The sequence below is a fragment of the Acidicapsa dinghuensis genome, assembly GCF_025685685.1.
Taxonomy (GTDB): domain Bacteria; phylum Acidobacteriota; class Terriglobia; order Terriglobales; family Acidobacteriaceae; genus Acidicapsa; species Acidicapsa dinghuensis.
This window is the reverse complement of the sequence record NZ_JAGSYH010000005.1, coordinates 394,514-414,927: the sequence shown is the minus strand read 5'-3', so window position 1 is coordinate 414,927 and position 20,414 is coordinate 394,514. Positions and strand designations below refer to the sequence as shown.

11 protein-coding genes and 1 pseudogene are annotated in these 20,414 nt (G+C 54.9%); 6 read left to right on the top strand and 6 right to left on the bottom strand.

Features of this window, described 5'->3' with window-relative positions; translation table 11 throughout:
* The first annotated feature begins 50 nt into the window (after positions 1–50).
* Positions 51–1,610, top strand: coding sequence for an alpha-amylase family glycosyl hydrolase (locus OHL22_RS16570; RefSeq protein ID WP_263339748.1), 1,560 nt, complete (start codon positions 51–53; stop codon positions 1,608–1,610).
* 253 nt (positions 1,611–1,863) lie between these two features.
* Here the strand turns inward: OHL22_RS16570 and OHL22_RS16565 are convergent, their stop codons facing one another.
* The gene (locus OHL22_RS16565; protein ID WP_263339745.1) at positions 1,864–2,748 is read right to left on the bottom strand and encodes a c-type cytochrome; all 885 of its coding nucleotides are present in this window, start codon (positions 2,746–2,748) and stop codon (positions 1,864–1,866) included.
* A gap of 142 nt (positions 2,749–2,890) precedes the next feature.
* A complete protein-coding gene (locus tag OHL22_RS16560) occupies positions 2,891–3,043 on the bottom strand; it encodes a hypothetical protein (RefSeq protein ID WP_263339743.1) in 153 nt (50 codons plus the stop codon).
* A 739-nt stretch (positions 3,044–3,782) separates the two neighbouring features.
* Between OHL22_RS16560 and OHL22_RS16555 the strand changes: the two genes are divergently transcribed.
* From OHL22_RS16555 to OHL22_RS16545, 3 genes are all read left to right on the top strand, one after another.
* On the top strand, positions 3,783–6,491 hold the full coding sequence (locus OHL22_RS16555; RefSeq protein WP_263339740.1) for a M14 family metallopeptidase: 2,709 nt from the start codon (positions 3,783–3,785) through the stop codon (positions 6,489–6,491).
* Positions 6,492–6,645: 154 nt separating this feature from the next.
* The gene (locus OHL22_RS16550; protein WP_263339738.1) at positions 6,646–9,600 is read left to right on the top strand and encodes a TonB-dependent receptor; all 2,955 of its coding nucleotides are present in this window, start codon (positions 6,646–6,648) and stop codon (positions 9,598–9,600) included.
* Between the two features lie 111 nt (positions 9,601–9,711).
* Positions 9,712–11,709: a prolyl oligopeptidase family serine peptidase gene (locus OHL22_RS16545; RefSeq protein ID WP_263339736.1), complete on the top strand. Its 1,998-nt coding sequence runs from the start codon at positions 9,712–9,714 to the stop codon at positions 11,707–11,709.
* A gap of 472 nt (positions 11,710–12,181) precedes the next feature.
* On the opposite strand, the gene OHL22_RS16540 is transcribed toward OHL22_RS16545, so the two are convergent.
* Genes OHL22_RS16540 through OHL22_RS16530 form a run of 3 tightly spaced genes read right to left on the bottom strand, consistent with a single transcriptional unit; the run spans position 12,182 to position 18,095 of the window.
* The gene (locus tag OHL22_RS16540; protein WP_263339733.1) at positions 12,182–13,621 is read right to left on the bottom strand and encodes an efflux transporter outer membrane subunit; all 1,440 of its coding nucleotides are present in this window, start codon (positions 13,619–13,621) and stop codon (positions 12,182–12,184) included.
* Positions 13,618–16,839 carry an efflux RND transporter permease subunit gene (locus OHL22_RS16535; RefSeq protein WP_263339729.1) on the bottom strand — a complete coding sequence of 1,074 codons (3,222 nt, stop codon included), beginning with the start codon at positions 16,837–16,839 and terminating at the stop codon, positions 13,618–13,620. Before OHL22_RS16535 ends, OHL22_RS16540 begins: the two co-directional genes overlap by 4 nt.
* 2 nt (positions 16,840–16,841) lie before the next feature.
* Positions 16,842–18,095: an efflux RND transporter periplasmic adaptor subunit gene (locus OHL22_RS16530; RefSeq protein ID WP_263339726.1), complete on the bottom strand. Its 1,254-nt coding sequence runs from the start codon at positions 18,093–18,095 to the stop codon at positions 16,842–16,844.
* A 76-nt stretch (positions 18,096–18,171) separates the two neighbouring features.
* Here OHL22_RS16530 and OHL22_RS25105 point away from each other — a divergent pair.
* Together OHL22_RS25105 and OHL22_RS16525 are read left to right on the top strand one after the other, a co-directional pair.
* Positions 18,172–18,387 (top strand): annotated as a pseudogene (locus tag OHL22_RS25105) (hypothetical protein); the annotation flags it as partial.
* 297 nt (positions 18,388–18,684) lie between these two features.
* Entirely contained in the window at positions 18,685–18,876 is a 192-nt protein-coding gene (locus OHL22_RS16525; protein WP_263339723.1) for a hypothetical protein, read from the top strand.
* A 102-nt stretch (positions 18,877–18,978) separates the two neighbouring features.
* On the opposite strand, the gene OHL22_RS16520 is transcribed toward OHL22_RS16525, so the two are convergent.
* Entirely contained in the window at positions 18,979–20,208 is a 1,230-nt protein-coding gene (locus OHL22_RS16520; protein ID WP_263339716.1) for a CehA/McbA family metallohydrolase, read from the bottom strand.
* Between the last annotated feature and the right edge of the window lie 206 nt (positions 20,209–20,414).

Genomic DNA, 20,414 nt, shown 5'->3' with positions numbered 1-20,414 from the left:
ATGTACGTCTCGCGCAATGGTCTGCTCACTCAAGGAGCTTGTGAGGTCTGATGCAAAATTTGGAGTGGTGGAAACGAGCTGTTATCTACGAGGTCTATCCGCGATCCTTTCAGGACAGCGACGGCGATGGCATCGGCGACCTGAAAGGCATCCTGAGCCGTCTCGACTACTTAGTGGCGCTTGGCGTGGACGCAATCTGGATCTCGCCGATCTATCCCTCACCCATGGCCGATTTCGGATATGACATCTCCGACTACTGCGCGATCGACCGTCTTTTTGGCGCCATGGACGACTTCGACCGGTTGCTGGCAGAGGTGCACCGCCGGGGACTTCGCCTCATTCTCGACTTTGTCCCTAATCACACGTCCGACCAGCATCCATGGTTCTTGGAAAGCCGTTCTTCACGAGAGACTGTCAAGCGCGATTGGTACATCTGGCGAGATGAGCCAAACAATTGGACTAGCAACTTTGGCGGTTCGGCTTGGGAATTCGACGCCACGACGGGTCAGTATTACTACCACTCTTTCCTCAAACAACAACCCGATCTGAACTGGAGGAACCGGGGCGTAATCGACGCGATGTTCGATGTGCTGCGCTTTTGGTTGCAGAAAGGCGTGGATGGCTTCCGAGTCGACGTCATGTGGCTGATGATCAAAGACGATCAGTTTCGCGACAATCCTCCCAATCCCGGTTTTCGCCTCGGGTCTCCGTCCAACCATCGATTTCTTTCGGTCTATAACTCGGACCGGCCCGAGGTCCACGCCATCGTCAATGAGATGCGCAGTGTCGTCGACGAATTTTTGGATCGCGTCCTGATCGGCGAAATCTATCTGCCGATTCCACAGCTAATGTCCTATTACGGTCAAGACCTCAAGGGCGCCAATCTTCCTTTCAACTTCCATTTGCTGCAATGCCCTTGGAGCGCCCCAGTCGTCGCTCAGGTAATCAGCGAGTACAGTCTGGCACTGCCGGAAGGCGCATGGCCGAATTGGGTCTTAGGTAACCATGATCAACCACGCATCGCTTCCAGGGTCGGCAAAGATCAGGCGAGGGTGGCTGCCATGCTGCTTCTCAGCCTTCCAGGAACGATCACCTTATACTACGGCGAAGAGATAGGGATGATAAATGCATCGATCCCTCCCGAGCAGGTGCAGGACCCGGCAGAGAAGAATGAGCCAGGAATCGGACAGGGGCGTGACCCCGAGCGAACACCGATGCGCTGGGACCAACACGTAGGTGCAGGATTCACGACGGGCGTTCCGTGGTTGCCACTGGGCGAGGACCTGAATGAGACAAACGTGGCCTTCGAAATACACGACGGAAAATCGATTTTGCAGCTTTATCGCAGATTCGTCGCATTACGGAAAGCCCACCCCACATTGGTTAGCGGAAAACTGCACCAAATTCAGGTTGATGGGAATGTACTGCGGTTCCGAAGAAGCGGAGCGGAGGAGATCGAGGTCATTCTCAACATGAGCCGCGAACAGATTGCAGTGCCGACAACGCGTGCGACAGTCCTGGCTGGCACACATATGGACTGTGAGGGCCGGGTTATATCTGAACTATCTACACTTCGTGGCGCAGAGGGTGTGCTCCTGCTTCTTGACTAAGCAGAGTTCGGTTGAAGCCGACCGGGCCTACGTCGGCCAGAGGTGATCGAGCGGGATACAATCACACACCACCCGCTGGATGTTGCAGTGAGATAGCTCGCCCCATTCCGCGCTGTCAGTCGGGATGAGCATCTCACGGACTCTCGCATGACCCGCCCAAATGCAATCATTTGCGCTGGCCACAATAGACTGCCGATGCAGACTAGATTTCCACGATGAGGTGCGAGTACGGTTTTACCTCGATTAACCTCATTCACTTTTGAATGCGCGTTAGATTCAGCATGAGATCGACGTCATGCTGGGTACCTGGCACCGTCGGCGCACCGGGCTCACCGACATTCACTTGCGCGTTCCAATGAATCTTGACCATCTTGGCACCATCCGGAAATGGCTTGCCGTTGCCGGGAATGCCCGACTTGAAGGCATCGATCATCACAGGATTCCCTAGGATTGCAGCGAGCTTGTCCCCGTTGTGACTGATGGCGATCACGGGCCAGCTTTCGTATCCCCTGAACTCAGAGAACGCGAGGCCGCCCCGTATTTTGAGTGCGTACTTGTCCTGCGTGGAATTGGCGGTTTGTGTCTGTGATGTGACTGCTGTGGAGGCGGAGACAGCGTTTAGACCGGGGAGCTTGTGGATGAAACGGGCAAGCTTCCAGGTGTCGTTCTCGGAAATGCTCGACTTCCAGGCAGGCATACCTGTGAGGCGAACTCCGTTCTGTATGATCCAAAACACTTCTGCGTCACTCCAGTGCTGCACGTGCGATGAGCTCAGGTCCATTGCGGGCGGGGTCATGTTGCGCCCAACGCTCGTGTCCCCGCGCCCATCCGCACCGTGACATTGGGCGCAAGATCCAAGAAACACTTCTTGTCCTTGGCTTACAACCTCATCCGTCTCAGGCAGCGGGTTCTTTTTCTTTCCTGCCTCCAATGGGATCGCAACGTCTTTAGCCGCATTGGCCAAGGTCGTTTCCTCCGGGGAGGGATGTTTGTCCGCTGTGCAACCTTGAAGCAAAACGCCCAGAATTGCACTCGTCATGCTAAGCATCAGCTTTTGTTTAGGCCCCACGCGGTGATCATTTCCACCTCGCTTGTCAGTCCACGGCAGATCCACAGATTTCTTCATGAGCTCAGGCATCGTGCGTTCTCCTTCACAATGATGGTTGTCTAAGCAATGACTCGACGTGCGTTTGAAGCGATCGCAATTAAGCTAGAGGTCTGGCAGTGAGACAATTGGGGACCGTTTAATATCCGCGTTCGCCGCGTCATCTTCGCTGATCTCAGTCGATGGCTCGCCCGCGGTGAGGCCAGCGCTGAGTCACGACCTTTGTGCGAGTGAAGAAGCGGATGCTGTCCTCGCCATATTGATTAAGATCGCCGTATGCTGAGTCCTTCCAGCCGCCATGGCAGTAGTACCCGACCGGTGTTGACATCGGGAAATTGACGCCCACCATTCCCACCGCGACCTCGACTGCCCCTGCCAGGATTGCGGTATCACCGTGCTCCAGAACCGCTTGCACTTGTCGATGGCCGGATTGTGGACCAGGCTGGTGACAGCGCCAACTCCCGTTACGCTCTGGCCGTTGATGAAATGGCTGATCGTGCGCATGAGTTCATCCTTCGTCAATGTGCTGATGTGATTAAGCCACACGTTGGAACCCGACGCCATTGGACCAAGGTATCGCCGATACTTTGGTAGGAACTGGTAAGTTGCGAAAGCGAAGCCGATCGCAACATCGCCTTGTGGCGTAAGCCAAGTGTGCGCAAGCGCGAGACAGAGGCTATCAAATGAACATCGCACAAAGGCTCGACTGGCACTGGAGACTATGGCACTCAAGCCGGCACAAAGGTAAGAAAACCGCTTTTCTTTTTCCTGCTCTGATGTATATTACATATCACCAGGTATGAAGAACACCCCTACATCCGAAGATCATTTATCGGCGCAGAGTTTCCGCTGTTGCTTCCTGGTCTCGTCGTGTTGTTGCCGCTGAGTTTGCTACCAGCCCGGTACGACGCATCCTGTCTCTTTTCCCAAACGAATCAATAGTAGATCTGCGGGTCTTTCGACTTGTGCCTCTCGCAGGTGCATCGCGGTTTTCTCTACACGTCCGACCATCTGATATGTGATATCTGATCGTCGGGAAGTTGATGAACAATCTTTCCGAGGATGGAATGAAAACAATTCTTTTTGCTTTCTTGTTTCTATTGAGTGCCACTGCCGCTATCGGGCAGACCCGCATCACTTCTCCTGAAGAAGCCTTTGGGTTTAAGCCCGGCACGGACCGAAAGCTGGCAGATTGGAAGGAGCTGACTGCGTATTTCAAACAGCTCAGCACAGAGTCCGACAAAGTTCGTTATGACGAAGTAGGCAAAACCACCGAGGGACGCCCATTCATCACGGTCACAATCTCGGCTCCTGAAAACCTCGCGCATCTGGATCACTACAAAGAGATACAGCGCAGGCTCGCCGATCCCCGAGTCACATCCCCTGATGAAGCGAAAGAGCTCATCGCGGAAGGCAAGACCGTTCTCGTCGTCACTTGCAACATCCATTCCACAGAGATTGCCAGTTCGCAGAGCGCCGCGGAATTCGCATATCAACTGGCCACCGGCGATTCCGAGCGCATCCACTCTATTCTGCACAACGTCATCATAGTTCTTGTTCCTTCGCTCAACCCGGACGGTCAGCAATTGGTCGTCGATTGGTATAAAAAATATCTCGGCACGCCCTACGAAGGCAGTAACCCGGTTGTGCTGTGGCATCACTACGTAGGCCATGACGACAACCGTGACTGGGCCACCTTTACGCAGGCGGAAACACGCCTTGCCGTAGAAAAGGTGCTCAATCCATGGCATCCACAGATCCTCTATGATCTTCATCAGCAGGGGGAGAACTCGGCGCGCATCTATGTGCCTCCTTTTGTTGATCCCTTTGACCCCAACATCGACCCGCTTATCATTCAGTCGCAAAATGCCCTGGGGATGAACACCGCGCTGGAGATCACGCAGACCGGCAAGAAGGGTGTGCTGTCCTACGGCGTCTACGATTTTTGGTCCCCGCTTAGGGACTACATCGCGTACCACAACGGATTGCGTATTCTGACCGAATCTGCAAGCGCTGATATCGCAACTCCGGTCAACATTCCTTTTGAAAAGCTGGCGCGCGGCATTGGCTACGACCCCAAAGTCGCCTCCTGGAACTTCCCCGATCCGTGGAAAGGCGGCGAATGGCATCTGGGCGATATCGTCGCTTACCAGATCGATGCCTTCTTCTCCATCGCGAACAATGCGGCCGTCTTCCGCGAGCGCTATCTCAACAACTTCTATGAGATTGGCCTTCACGCAGTGAATCGCAAGAGCGGACCATCGGCGTTTGTCATCCCGGGTGGGCAAACGGACTCTGCTACTGTTGCAAGGCTCATCAACACCCTACGCATCGGAGACGTGGAAGTAGAACAGGCGACCTCGGACTTCGATGCCGGTGGAAAGCACTACGCGAGTGGAAGCTACATCGTGCAGTTGGCGCAGCCCTACGGGGCTTTTGCCAAGACGTTGCTCGAAGTACAGAAGTACCCCGACATCGCCGAGTATCCCGGTGGCCCTTTGCAGCGGCCGTATGACGTAACAGCACAGACGCTCCCACTGCTTTTCGGAGTAACGGCTGTTCCCGTCAATGACCGGATCGCCGTTGCTGCAAGCAAGGTGGATGTAGTAAAGGCCACCGCAGGCCGCTTTGAAAAGTCATCAACCGGCAATGGCTACTTCATCGCCGACAACACCAATAGCAGTCTCTACGCGCTGTTTGCTCTACTTGCCAAAGACGTAAGAGCCTATCGTCTGACGGGCGCAGGCGTCGAGCCTGGAACCATCTACGTGCCGCCGCAAGAAGGCATCGACACCAAACTTGCCGCTATCGTCGACAAATTCCCCATCGATATCCGCGCAGCGGGTGCAGCACCTATCGGAAAGGCTCTGCAGGTCCATCTGCCTCGCATCGGCCTCTATCAAAGCTGGGTTCCATCCATGGATGAAGGCTGGACGCGCTGGATCTTTGACCAGAACAACATTCCCTATACGCGCCTCGTGGATGCCGACATTCGCAAAGGCGATCTCAACCAGCGTTTCGACTCCATCCTGATTCCTGACAATTCGGCTCCGGCCATCACAAACGGACGCAGAGGATTTGAAGGTGAGAATCCGACCCCTCCCTCTTCTTCCCAGAGTGCACCGGCCGAGAATGGAAGGCGCAGAACGTCCAATGCGCCCGCCGCTCCAGAAACCGGATCTACAACGGGAAATGAAGAAGTCCACGGACCCAAAACGCCGCCGGAGTTTCTTGGCGGCCTTGGAACTGCTGGATTGGCGAGCCTCAAAGCCTTTGTAGAAGCGGGAGGAACCATCATCACGCTCAACAAGGCATCAGAGGTTTATGCGGGCAAAGATCCGGGAACCGTAGTCAATGCTCTCGACACCATCGACCGTAAAGCCTTCTATGTTCCCGGCTCCATCCTCCAGGTAGCTGTGGATCCCGACAACCCAATCGCCTTCGGCTCTACGCCTACCGTGCCCATCTTCTACGAAAACGGCCCGACATTCCGGGTCAATGGCGCAGCGCATTCTGTCGCATTTTTCAACACGGACAAGCCACTGCTGAGCGGTTGGATTCTAGGAGGACAGTTTCTCAAAGGAACTTCTGTTATTGCAGAAGAGCCTGTAGGCAAAGGCAGGATTGTGCTTTTCGGTTTCCGGCCCCAGTACCGAGCACAGTCAGAAGTGACGTACAAGTTCCTCTTCAACGCTTTGCTTTATTCCAGCTCTACGCCAACGGGGCTTACTGCGTCTTCTCCCGTTAAGGTAGGCCACACGAAAGGAGCAAAATAATGCGCTCCATCTGCCGTCATCTTCGTTGTTGTAGCCACACCTAATTTAGCTTCCGCCCAAGAGATGAGATGTCTACGGATCCCGTTAGAACGGGTGACTTGATCTCTTGTGCCTTTTTCAGACCTTTCATTGCTTCGCTTTTATGGAGATCTTTATGCACTCAACTCGTCATATTCCCAGCAGACGTCTACCTGATCTCAGCCGGCATCGTTGGCTCGTTCTGGCCGCTCTCGTGATCTTGATACAACTGTTACCTATTAACATCTTGGCTCAGACAACGGCAGATGGAACCATTCACGGTCAGGTGACGGATGCCTCTGGTACTGCGGTGCCAAACGTAAAGATTGTTGCGCATAGCTCGGCTGTTGGCGGCATATTCAATGCCATCAGTGACGCCGAAGGAAACTACCGCCTCATTGAATTGCCGCCCGGCACCGACTACATCGTCGATGCGGAGCTGTCAGGTTACGACAAATTTGAGCGCACAGGGCTCGTTGTGCGCGCAGGATTGAACATAACCGTTGACATTCAACTCAAGGTTGGGTCGGCCGGTCAAACCGTTGAAGTCACTGAAGAAGCTCCCATCATCGATACACAAAGTGCAGAGCAGGCCACAAACCTTAGCGGCGCGTTGCTTCGCAGCATTCCGATTACTGGACGTCATGATTGGTCGGATTCTCTGCAAATTACGCCGGGCATCATCTCCGCTTCGAGTGATGCCGAGGGAGGCCAGACCTACTTCCTGCGCGGTTCGGAGAATGAGAATCACGCCACGCTCCTCGACGGTATGGATATAGGCAGCTTCGAACAGAACTGGCCCTCCAACACAATTTCAATCGCGAACGAATCGCTCGGCGACATCCAAATCAAGACTGGAGCCAACGATGCCTCTTCGCCGGCGGCGATGGGCATGGTCATCAATTTGGCAAGCCCCGTGGGTGCGGATCAATATCATGGTTCGGTCTACTACCTGATCGGTCCTGCCAGCCTGAACACCAACAATGTTCCTAACGGAAATGCTGCTGCATCTGCATCGGAACAGCCGGATTTTTCTATCGGTGGACCGATCAAGAGGGAGCACGCCTGGTTCTTCTTTTCAGGTCGGTATATTCATCGCGACGATGGCATCAGCCAGACGGCCGCACAATCCGCTTATCTCAAAGAACTCGATCCGTCGTTTGGCAGGTTTGCAAATCAATCCCGCGGCTTTGTCTTCCTGGGAAACAGTTCGATTCAGATTGGTGCGCGTCACAGGCTGATGGGTATTGCGCAGTACGACAGTCGCAGTCAGGATGCGAACTATCAGTGGTACACCCAGGACATAGCGAAGAATCAGTATGGCGGCGGTGCATATGGATTACGTTTGATCTCTCAATGGACGCCGCGCCTTACCACACGCTTTCTCATCTCATACAACAACAAAGGTGTAAACCATAGCCTTGGCGCTATTGGAGGCGTCGGTTCGAAGCCCGAAGAGGATGTCTATCTCACGGCCACCCAGTCCGCTGGAACATTAGTAGGCGAGGGATCCTCGTTAGCGACGTTGAATAATCTATCGTCCGTATCGCTCAATCCTGCACAGAAGGAATCTATCACGGGCGATCTCTCCTACTATGTACCTAAAGCGTTTGGCACACATGAACTAGACGCAGGCTTTTACCTGCAGCCGCATGAGTTAAGCAAGGTCACCACCTATTACGCCAATGGTGGCGGCATCATCCAGGAGGATGCCGCTCTCAATAACCCCAACGACCCGACGCAGGGATACACCATATTTCACACCCGCTCCGTCAATGGCACCAGCAGCTTTCTTGCCAGTTACATCGGAGCAAATGACTACGCCTGGTACATTCAGGATCGGTGGCATCCATTCTCGCGGCTCTCTATCACAGCGGGTCTACGTCCAGACTGGATCTCAGGACGCGATGCAGAATTCAAGGTCACAACACAGCATTCGTGGAACTGGGCGCCCCGTATTGGAGGCGCGTATGTGTTGACCACGAATCAACGCAATGTTGTTCGCGCAAGTTGGACGCGCATTACTGATATCACAAATGCAAGCTATCTGGGTACCGCAGCCACCAGCACTGTCACGACGACAGACACCTATTACAACCCGGATGGCACAATCTTCGGTACACCGATAACCACGCCCGGAAGCACGACAAGTTTCCTCGGGAAGAGCTTCGATCCTCATCGTCATCAGGGCTACGTCCGTGAGTGGCTGGTTGGATATCGCACGCAGTTGAAAGGCGAAGTTTCTGTCGATGTGAGCTATATCGATCGCGAATACCGGGATCGACCCGCTGAGTACGACACTAACCAGATCTACACCACAACCAACGGGCAAGCGATTTGGAGCGGCCTGGTGAATCCAGCGCTGAATAACACGTATTACGTCACCAACAACAAGTGGAACTGGTTCGTTTATCAAGGTATTGAGATTTCTGTAAGCAAGCAGGCTCACGCTCTGCAGCTTTTCAGCACCTACACCTATTCTCCTGATCACATTGCAGGCACCTGGCAGCCCGAGGATCCCACGGCCATCATTGAGCCTACCAAGTTCGCCAATAATGCGGGTATTGGATCGGTTCGAGGATACGTCACCAACGACTGGACAGGTGATACGCGTAACCGCATGTGGCAGCGAAACCAATCTCGCACTGGTGTTACATGGAATGCTCCCTACCATCTGCGCCTCTCAACAACCTTCACTGCACAGTCTGGCACCCCTGGAGGACCTGTGATCACTACGCTAACTGCTCTGGGAAAACCGTATGATGGCCAATACGGTCCATCTACTTTGAATATCGACGGCCGCACCGTTTCGAACCCTCTTGCAACTGCCTACCGCTTCCAATACAAAGATCGCGGCACAGGACAGATCTTCTGCCCATGGCTCCTTCAGTGGAATGTACTAGTGGGTGGTACGTTTCACATAACGGATAGGCAGACCGTCGAGGTAGATCTGAATATCTACAACGTGACGAACAATGGCGCGGCGCAGCAGTTTGTCAACGGGAACAACGCGGCCTCAGGCACGTTCGGTGAGCTGCAAAACATTCAGCAGCCGCGGTCTGCCCAAATTGGAGTTCGCTATCACTTCTAGCCACTCAACAAAGCGGAGCTGGCCCTGAGCCGGCTTCCGCGCCCAGTTGTGTGCAACGTCGTTATCAGATCGAACAGTTGAACGAAAACATTAGCTCCATTGAGGCTCAACATGCGAATACTTCATCGTCTTCTTGCAACAACAGGAATGTTGTCGTGGCTGTGCTGCGCTGGCGCAGTGCAGCAATCCCTCGCGCAAGAAAAAGTTCATTTGACGCTGCAGGACATTGTTTCGCCTGACGGTATTGGCCCGACAGCATTGTCACCGGATGGAAAGACCTTTGCGCTGACGCGTGACGGTCAGATCGTGCTTCTTCCTGTAAGCGGAACATGGCCGGTAACCTTAACAAGTACCTCGGGCGGAAAATCCGGGCTGGCATGGTCGCCAGACGGCAAAAACATTGCCTTTGCGAGCCAGGGAAGCATCTGGGTTGTTTCCGTCTCGGGTGGCGCGCCAAGACGTTTAACCAATGCTCCTGCGGGCGGCGGCGATCCTCGGCAAGCAGCGGATCGCGCTCCGCAATGGTCTCCGAAAGGCCGATGGATTCTTTTTCAAAGCGGCCGCCGCGGAAAAAACAGCCTTCTTGTCGTATCGTCCGACGGAGACTCCACCAACTTCCTGACCGATGGACGCGAGGAAGCTGGAGAGGGGAAATGGTCTCCTACTGGTGACGAGATCGTATACGTTGCCCGCTCGAAAGAGCATTTCAGCGGACAGCTCAAGTTGATTCACTTTGACGCAAACTCCGGCCAGCGTACCAGTGAATCAACTGTCCTCTACACCTCACCCGTCGATCACGGAGGAGGATGGTCCATTCGCGGGACTGAATGGTCTCCTGACGGCAAAGAACTTGTGGCTGTGCTGCAGAATTCAGGCTGGAATCATCTCTATATGCTCTCCGAAAAAGGAGGCGAACCCAAGCAGATCACTGCGGGCGATTTTGAAGAAGATGCTCCTCAGTTTTCCCCTGACGGCAAGCAGATCGCCTTCATTTCGAATCGCGAACTCGCCGAATCGACAAGCCTCTGGGCGATTCCGGTGGACGGCGGTCAAGCCACTAAGATCGCAAAGTTCGATATACCGGGCATTGTTTCGGCGGTGCAGTGGTCACCTGACTCCAGGAAACTTTACTTCGACCATCAGTCCCCCATTGAAACATCGGATATCTTCAGCGTCGAACTGAATTCAAATGCGATTCCGGTGCAGATCACTCACACCACCTCAAAGAACTACGAAGCCTCTGCACAAATCCCGGAGCGGATTACGTGGTCTTCGAAAGACGGCAAGACAGTATCCGGACTGCTTTACAAGCCGGAAGGAGCAAAGCCCGGAGCCAAATTGCCGCTTGTTGTTTGGGTGCACGGAGGCCCCGAAGGACAGGATGTTTATCGGGCGGACGGGTGGGCGCAGTATCTTGCTCAGTCTGGCTATCTTGTTCTGGAAGCAAATTATCGAGGAAGCAGCGGGTATGGTGAGGCGTTTCGCAATCTCAATGTCGAGGACTCCAACGGAGGCGAAGTCGACGATGTCGCGACCGGCGCGCAATATCTGGTAGCGCAAGGGCTTGCGGACCCAACTCGTATGGCAATCGGTGGAGGCAGCCACGGCGGTACGATGACGGCGTACATGGTCGTGCATTACCCCGATCTTTTTCAGGCTGCCATCGAACTCTACGGCGTCGTTGATCGTGATCTTTTTGTCCAGCGTACAAATCCGGATTCATCGATTCGCTGGATGATGAAGATGGGCGGTGCGCCAAATGAAAAGCCAGAAGTGTACAAGAAAGCAAACGTACTGCTGCAAGTTGAGAAAGTTAAAACACCCCTGCTAGTCATGCATGGAGAAGATGATCCCCAGGTGCCACCTGCGAATTCAGCCGAATTCGTCAAGGCGCTCCGAGAGCATGATAAGACCGTTTTCTACTTCACCTATCCCAATGAACTACATGGCTTCGCGCAGCCGGCTCATCGGCTCGACGCATGGCGCAAGCAGCTTGCCTTCCTGGAGCACTACATCAATCCCCGATATGGCACAACATCGACCTCAACGGACGAAGTCGCATTTCCCTCCTCTGACAAACAAGCGAACTCCCATAACGAGGAGAAGTAATTTATCGCTTGCACTCTCCGGCTTCTTTTTACTCACGACGATTCCTGTCTTAAACGAACATACAAATTTCTCGAAGGCAAATGGCAAATATCTCCAACTTTGAATGTTCCCGCTGCGGCTCTATCTTTGAGCCAGTTTCCACTCCCACTGTATGTTCAAAATGCGCTGGTACTCTCTACGTGCGTTACGATCTGGATGCAATCCGCGATCGTGGCTTACGCGACTCGATTGGTGAGGCGAACGACTCAACCGCAGTCTCGGCATGTGGCGTTATCACGAAGTGCTTCCTTCGGTTGAGCCCATCACGCTAGGCGAAGGTTGGCTGCTACTTACGAGAATACGGATCGCTGATCGTCTCTCGAATGGTGGTGGGACTGGATCTGCAATACGACGTACGGTGGATGTTTAGGCTGTCATCGCGGCATCTTCTATAGTTGTACGACTACGTCTGCAGCGCGGTAGTGGAGCAGGTTTACTGCTGCCAACCACCGCCGAGTGCCTGATAGAGCTGCACGAGAGCGAGCGCCTCGCTTTGTTCCGCGTTAATGAGGTTAAGCTGAACGTTGAAGAGATTGGTGTCCGTCGTGAGCACTTCGAGATATGCTGTCGAGCCGCCTTCATAGCGAAGGCGAGCAAGCCGCGTTGCATCCTGTGCGGCTTCTACTAGTTTTTGCTGCTCGGTGCGCGTGGCATGTTGCTTGTTTACGGCGATCAATGAGTTCGACACATCGCGGAAGGCAGTCAGGATCGTCTTCTGATAGGTGAGTATCAGCTCTTCTTTCTGCTGCTTGGAAAGCTCATATTGGCCGCGAAGTTTGCCGCCTTCAAAGATGGGCTGCGTGAGAGTGCCCAGCCCATAAATCGTCTTGCTGTTTGAATCGAAGATGCTGGAGAGACTGTCTCCACCTACGCCAGCCGATGCGCTGATCGAGAGCTGCGGGAAGAATTGCGCTTTGGCAACGCCTACCTGTGCATTGGCTGCTTTAAGTTGTGCTTCGGCCTGTTGAATATCTGGACGGCGCTCCAGAAGCTGCGAGGGAATGCCCACCGGCAGATCCTGTGGCACTGGCGAAAGCGCTGATGGATCGGTGTGCGCGACCGACCCAGGCGGCTTGCCCAGGAGAAGGCTCATCGTATTCTCCTGCTGCTGAATCTGCTCTTGCAGCTGAGGAATCTCCGCGCTGGCCGTGTAGAGCAACTGCTCTGCCTCGCGTACGTCGGAAAGCGGCGCGGAACCTCCCTGCTCGAGCCTCTTTGTCAGGTCCAGGGAGTCCTGGCGAGCTTTGAGGGTCTGCTTGGCAACTTCGAGTTGCTGATCCAGAGAGCGTAGTGTGAAGTACGATGTCGCAACCTGTCCAACCAGAGTCATGCGCACAGCGCGCTGCGCCCATGCTTGCGCCAGCATCTGATCGCGCGCAGCTTCCGTCTGCTTGCGGTATAGTCCCCAGAAATCCGGCGTCCACGCAGCCGACAAATTAATGCTGCCGAACGACAGCGGATTGTCTCCTGCCAGCGAATTGCTCCCTCCTAAGCTACTGGTCAGCGAATTCGGGAGATCTGCGCCAACACCCGTCCCGCCTACGGTGAGCGTAGGCAGACCAGCTGCCCGCGTGATGCGAATCTGCGACCGGGCTTCGAGGACGCGTTCAGCAGCTATACGCAGGTCATAGTTATTCTCAAGCGCCTGACGGATCAGATCTTGCAGCTCCGGCTCGCGAAATACCGCGCTCCACTGCTCATCGCCCAGCGAATCCTTGGCGTTGCTTGAAACAGCGGCCTCATCCGGACCGCGAAACGCAGAAGGCGCTGTGACCGCAGGCCGTTGGTACTTGGGGCCAACGTTGCATCCCGTCAGAAGCAATGCCGTGATGCCAGCCAGGATCGCAGTTGTGCTTTTCATCGAGGTATTCATGCGTGCTCTCCCTTGGCTGGCGGCTGGCCGATACCTGCCTGCTTGCCGAGCTCGACTGGATCGAGGTCGGGTTTGGAGTCCATCGTTGTTCCTTTTCCCCCTCTGGTGTAGCGATGGGAGAGATACTCGACGAATGCAAACGTTACTGGAACGAAGAGAATGCCGAGCACCGTCGAAAGCAGCATGCCGCCCACAACGACCGTACCCAGGATGCGGCGCGACACGCCTCCGGCACCGGAGGCAAACCATAGCGGAAGGCATCCGAAGATGAATGCAAGCGCCGTCATGATGATGGGCCGGAGACGAAGCCGGGCTGCATCGAGTGCCGCCTGGGCGATGCTTTCCCCTTTCTCATAGTTCGTCTTGGCGAACTCGACGATGAGGATGGCGTTCTTCGCCGACAGACCGATCAGCATGATCAATCCGATGGTGGCAAAGACGTCGTTCTCCAGCGCACGAATATTCAACGCCGTGTAGGCGCCTAGAATCGCGACCGGCGTGCTAAGAAGCACGCTGAACGGCAGCGTCCAGCTTTCATACTGAGCGGCCAGAATCAGGAAGACGAAGAGAATCGAGAGCCCGAAGACGACCCATGGCGGAAGTCCGTGTGCGGCTTTGTTTTCCTGGAAGGACATGCCGGAATAATCGAAGCCCATATCTGACGGCATGGTCTGATGGAAGGTATCTTCGAGAGCCTTCATGACTTGCCCGGAACTGTACCCTGGGGCACCGACGATGGTCATCTGCACAGCGTTGTATTCGTTGAATCGAAGAATGAACTCCGGTCCATTGATCTTCTTGATATTGATGAGCGTCGCCAGAGGCACCTGTCCGCCATTGGCGCTTCGCACATAGAATTGGTTGATGTTTTCGATCTTGCTTCGTGTCTCGGACTCAGCTTCCACGTAGGTTTGCCACTGCCGGCCGAACCGGTTGAAATAGTTTGCAAGATATCCACCCATAAATGTCTGCATCGTGGCGTAAACGTCCGAGAGCTGCACCTGCTGCTGCACAACCTTTTCCTTATCCACCGCTGCATAAATCTGCGGCACGGCGGGCAGGTAGGCTGGAACAGCGGCCGCGATCTCATGATGGTTCTTCAGGGCGCCCATGAATGTGCCGAGGTTCTTGGTCAGATACATCGGATCATCGTTGCCTGACCGGTCTTCGAGGATGAAAGTAACGCCGCCCGATGTGCCGACGCCGGGAATCGAGGGTGGCGGGAAGCTGAAGGCGATGCCATCTGGGTTGACCGCCAGTTCCTTCGCCAGGTTCTGTTGGATGGCAAGGAACTGCTCCTGCTTCGACTTTCGAACATCCCAGTCCTTGAAGGAAACGAAGAAGAATGCTGTATTCGTGCTCTGAGTTTGCGTTAGCAGGCTGAAGCCGTTCACCTGGATAACGCTGTTGACGCCTGGTGTTTTCATCAGTGCATCGGAGACCTTCAGTGCAGCTTGATCAGTGCGCTGCAGAGAAGCTGCGTCCGGAAGTTGCAGCGCGACGAAAGCATATCCCTGATCTTCTGTTGGAATGAAGCCCGTTGGCAGGCGCGCTCCCAGCAACACCGAAACGACAGCCACAGCGGCTAGGGCGAGCATGGAGAACCCGGCCTTGTGCACCATCACGCTCGATGTGGAGACAAAGTTGTCCGTCGCGCGGCCGAAGAACTTGTTGAAGAAAGCAAAGAAGTGCCCGAGCGGTCCCTTTTTCTTTTCCTTGTCTTTCGGCTTCAGCAGCAGGGAAGCCAGCGCGGGGCTGAGCGTAAGCGCATTGAAAGCCGAGATAAGAACGGAAATCGCGATGGTGATGGCAAATTGCTGATAGAGACGGCCAGTAATGCCGGGGATAGCGGCGGTGGGGATGAACACGGCAGCGAGGATGAGCGCGATGGCCACAACTGGGCCGCCGACCTCTTCCATTGCCTTGATGGTGGCGTCCCGGGGGCTCAAGCCTTCATCGATATGGTGCTCTACGGCTTCGACCACGATGATTGCGTCATCGACTACCAGTCCGATCGCCAGCACAAGCCCGAAGAGCGATAGCGTGTTGATGGAGAAGCCCAGCAAGGGGAAGATGATGAACGTGCCGATCAGGGAGACCGGCACGGCCATCAAAGGAATCAGCGTCGCACGCCAGCCCTGCAGGAAGACGAAGACCACGATGACGACAAGAACCAGAGCTTCTACGAGGGTCAGAACAATTTCATGCAGACCTGCGGTCACGGCCTTGGTGGTGTCGAGCGGAACGTCATACTTCAGCCCAGCAGGGAAGCTCTTTGAGAGCTCGGCCATTCGCTGGTTTACCCGCCTGGCTACTTCCACGGCGTTGGAACCTGGGAGTTGGTAGACACCAAAGACGCCAGCCGGAGCTTTGTTGTAGCGTCCATTCAGAGTGTAGAACTGCTGGCCCATCTCGATGCGCGCGACGTCACGCAGATGAACCACGGAACCGTCAGCGTTCGCGCGCACGACGATCTTTCCAAACTCTTCCGGTGTGACGAGTCTGCCCTCGGTGCGGACGGTATAAGTGAATTGCTGACCCTTCGGCGCAGGATCGCCGCCGACCTGGCCGGCAGGGTTCACATTGTTCTGCGTCTGCAGAGCAGCGATGATTTCAGGCGCCGTTACACCGAGCTTTGCCAACTGGTCCGGCTGCACCCACACGCGCAGAGCATACTGGCCGCCAAACACCTGGACACGGGCGACACCGGGAACGCGGGTGATTTCATCCTGCAGTTTGATAATCGCGTAGTTGGTGAGGAACGTCGCATCGAACGTGTTGTTTGGCGACGAGAGCGCGACGATCATCAGTGGCGAGGTAAGCGACTTCTGCACGGTGATGCCGCCCACGGTAGCCTGCGCAGGCAGCTGCGATTGCGCCTGCGATACACGAAGCTGGGTCAGAATCTGGTCTGTATCCGGGTTGGTCTTCACGTCGAAATCGACAAAGATCTGCGACTGCCCGTTGTTGGCATTCACCGAATACATGTACAGCATGTTGTCGACGCCGGTGATCTGTTGCTCCAGCGGTGTGGACACGGACTGCAGCAGCGTTTTAGCGTCGGCGCCCGCATAGTTGGCCTGCACCTGGATTTCCGGCGGCGCGATGTCTGGATACTGCGCCGTCGGCAGAGTCAGCATCGACACCAGGCCAATAATCGTGGTGAGGATGGCAATGACAATGGCGACGATGGGCCTGCGGATAAAGAACTTCGACATCGTTACCTCCTGGCCACATCGTTCGCCGCAGGTGCTTGTGCAATCTGCGCAGAATGCGGAGAAACAGGCACACCATCCCGCAGTTTTTGAAGATTGTCGACGATCACCTGCGAACCGGCCGGCAGACCGCCCTCAACCACCCAGTCGGTGCCATACTGCGGACCGAGAGTAAGGTTGACGACTTTGACTTTGTTATCCGGACCAACAATGAAAGCCTGCTGGGTGCCCTGCAGCTCCTGAATCGCGGCCTGCGGCACGAGGATCACATTGTGTTGCAAGCGCGTTTCAGCCGAGACGCGCCCGAACTGGCCCGGACGAAGAATGTTGCCTGGGTTCGGGAAGGCCGCCGCAATGCGGATGGCTCCCGTCTGCGCATTCAGCTGGCGATCCACGAACACGATGTGGCCTTGTTTCGGATACTTGTCACCGTTCGCTAGCGTGAGTGTCAGCGGCAGGTCTGCTGCGCTGCTCAGCAGTCCGCTCTTCTTCTTGTCCTGCAGATTGGAAAGCGAAAGATATTCGCTATCGCTGATGGAGAAGTACACCTTGATGGGGTCCATTTGCGAGACAGAAGTAAGAACGGACTGAGGACTCACAAGATTGCCGACCTGAGTGGTCGCCTGTCCCGCGACGCCGGAGATCAGCGAACGAACCTCGGTGAAACCGAGATTAATTTTCGCCGTTTCTACCGCGGCCTTCGCAGAAACGATCTGCGCCTCTGCCGCGCGGACGTTTGCTGTCATCTGTGCTTCGGTCTGCTTGTCGTTGTCGAGCTGGCTCTGTGCGATGGCGTGCTGTTCTGCCAACGGGGTATCGCGCTTCACGTTGATATCGGCGAGTCCCAACTGGGCCTGTGCCTGGCCCAGAGCACCCTCCGCCTGGCCTACCTGGCCTTCGGCCTGGTCCAGAACTGCCTGGAATGGACGCGGGTCAATTTCAAAGAGAACCTGCCCCTTGCTCACGACCGAGCCTTCACGGTAATCCTGCTTGATCAAGTACCCGCTCACCTGGGGTTGAATCTGGGCGTTCACATAGCCGTCCATGGTGCCCACCCATTCGTTCCGAAGAGGAACGTCGCTTGCGTGGACTGTGACGACGGAAACCGGCAACGGTCCCATAGCCGGGGGTGCCTGTTTCTTTTCGCATCCGGCCAGGAAGAGGACCAGCGTAAAGGAGAGCGCAATGCCCCCAGTCATCTGAATATCGCGGGCGCAGGTGTTTCCTGAGCCGCGATTGCGTCTTGCCTGGAAAGCCATAATAGCTCCTTGTTATTTTTCCGCCCGACCGCAATGACGGTGTACAGGAAAACATACATAGGTGTATGTTTCGTTTATGGATGCCAGCGCGGAGCGTTTTGATTCAGGAATCAGCACGAGAGACTCAGGTATCGGGAAGAGAAAGCGAAATGCTTTACGATCTCCTTCTGATGGCCCGACGCAGGAGCGCGCCATTCACACGCGTCAGAAACTGTTGCTTGCGGCTCGCCGCATCTTCGCCAGGGACGGTTTCGAGGGTGCCAGGCTTCAGGACATTGCTGAATCTGCAGGAAAAACGAGAGGAGCTCTCTATGCTCACTTTAAAGATAAAGAAGATCTCTTTTTTGCGTTGATCACACAGGATTTGACCCAGGACGACGCGGCCTTCCAGAAGAAGCTGCGGCCCGATTCGACGTGCGAAGAGAGGATTGCGGTTGTCACTGAACATCTAGAAGCTCTAGTTCGTGACAGGCAACGCGCTTTGCTCTATGTAGAGTTCAAGCTGTACGCGGCGCGGCATCCGCAGCACAAGCGACAAAGATTGGTAGAACTTCATGCTGCGGTTTGCGGTCAGTGCACGGAGCGCAAAATGCGGTTGGTCCCGGAATTTGCGACTGCGGATGGAGCGGAGCGCCGTCAACTCATCGCTTCCTTTGGAGCGTTGCTGGATGGACTTGCACTCAATCTATACTTCGATCCCGTTGGCCTGACCAATGAAGAGGTTCATCGCAGGATCGAACAAGCGGTTCGCGAGCGTATCACAGCAAAGGGGAAGTTATAGCGTTTGCTAAACAGGACTCGATTCACTATCGGATTGCATTAGGTACGTTGCCATTACCCAGAAAATAGATTTCTGGGTAATGGCAATCAATCGGCATAGCTCTCAAAAGTTTGGATCGAAGTTGAAATAGATTGGATTGGACAATCCGATCATATTGCCGCTAAGCGCCATCGATCCCGGAACATCTGGATACGCAGTCGGCGGTCCGGTGACTTCCACGCGATAGTATGTGCGTCCAATCTGCACTGGTGTATCGGTGAACTCAGCTGTAGGAATCGTTCCCTCAGCTTTGAGAGTCTTGTATGGATCGCCATTCTTGATCACTTTGACGGTGTAATCTCCGCCAGGCACGGTCTTTCCCGTTAGCTGTATGCGGAATGTAATGGGTTTGCCTGTAGGTTTGGCATTATCGCCCATCATCATGTCCATCTTGCCATCGCCGTCGAGGTCGGCATAAAACTCGACGCGAGGTGCATAGGGATTTGCGCTGACAGCGACGCGTCCATTGGTCAGAGCGTCGACGACTGCCTGCAGAGTGCGCTCCTTAGCATAAACCCATGTCGTTGGAGTGCCAACATAGTTGGCCTGTCTTTGCGGAGTATTTTTCGATGCCAGCTCGGGCGAGTTCGGAGTGCCGTGATGCGAGTCGCTGCCGCCTCTGCCAGTAAGCTTTCGTCCTGAAGAAAGCATGTCATCCCAGATCATGATCGCGTTGGCGTTCTTGGGCCATATCGCGGAGTTCCACACTTCGATGGAATCGACCATATCGTAAGAGAATCCGAAATGGTCTTTGCCGCTTGGGTGATTGGCGGAGAGATGAATGCCAAGCTCTTTCTTCACTGCTTCAATCACAATGTCCCGCTGATCGCGAACGTCATAGAGGCGCTGATGATCATAAGGTCTTGCCGAGAAAACGTTACCGTGACCTCGGGTGGTTGTCCACTCCGCACCGTAGAGCAGCAGCAGGGAATCGGACTTGAATTCAGGATCGGCCCAGGTATTATGCGCCACATCGCCCAGAACGTGGTTGTCATGATCCGTGATGCAGATGTAATCCATCCCTACCGATTTGGAGAAGTTGATAATCTTCGCTACGGAGTTGTTGCTGGAGTCATGGCTGTGCCGCGAATGCAGGTGAAGATCGCCTTTGAGCCACACGCCGTCAGTGAGACTTGCGATAGGCGGAAGCGGGCCGAGTTCCGTGGGAGCCCAGGGATTGGAATGGTCTTGCTGACCCGACGCCACACTGACGATGGAAGTGACGGCAAGCAGTAACAGAAGTGCTCGCTGAAAAAAAAGCGTCCTAGGGGAGCGGACAGGGAACGAGAACATGCGGAAAAAGTCTCCTTGAGCAAATAGAGCGTGTTGTCGCCATACTCATTCAGGAGCCGCAAAGAAAAAAGGGGTTCGCTAGTGTGAGATTCGGGGTGGAATTCCGTGACCAATGAAATCAGTCATATGAATGGACACAGACATGGAGCTATCCACGTTCGTACACGGTCACGTGTGCAGATGTACTCATCGCAACTGCCAATGTA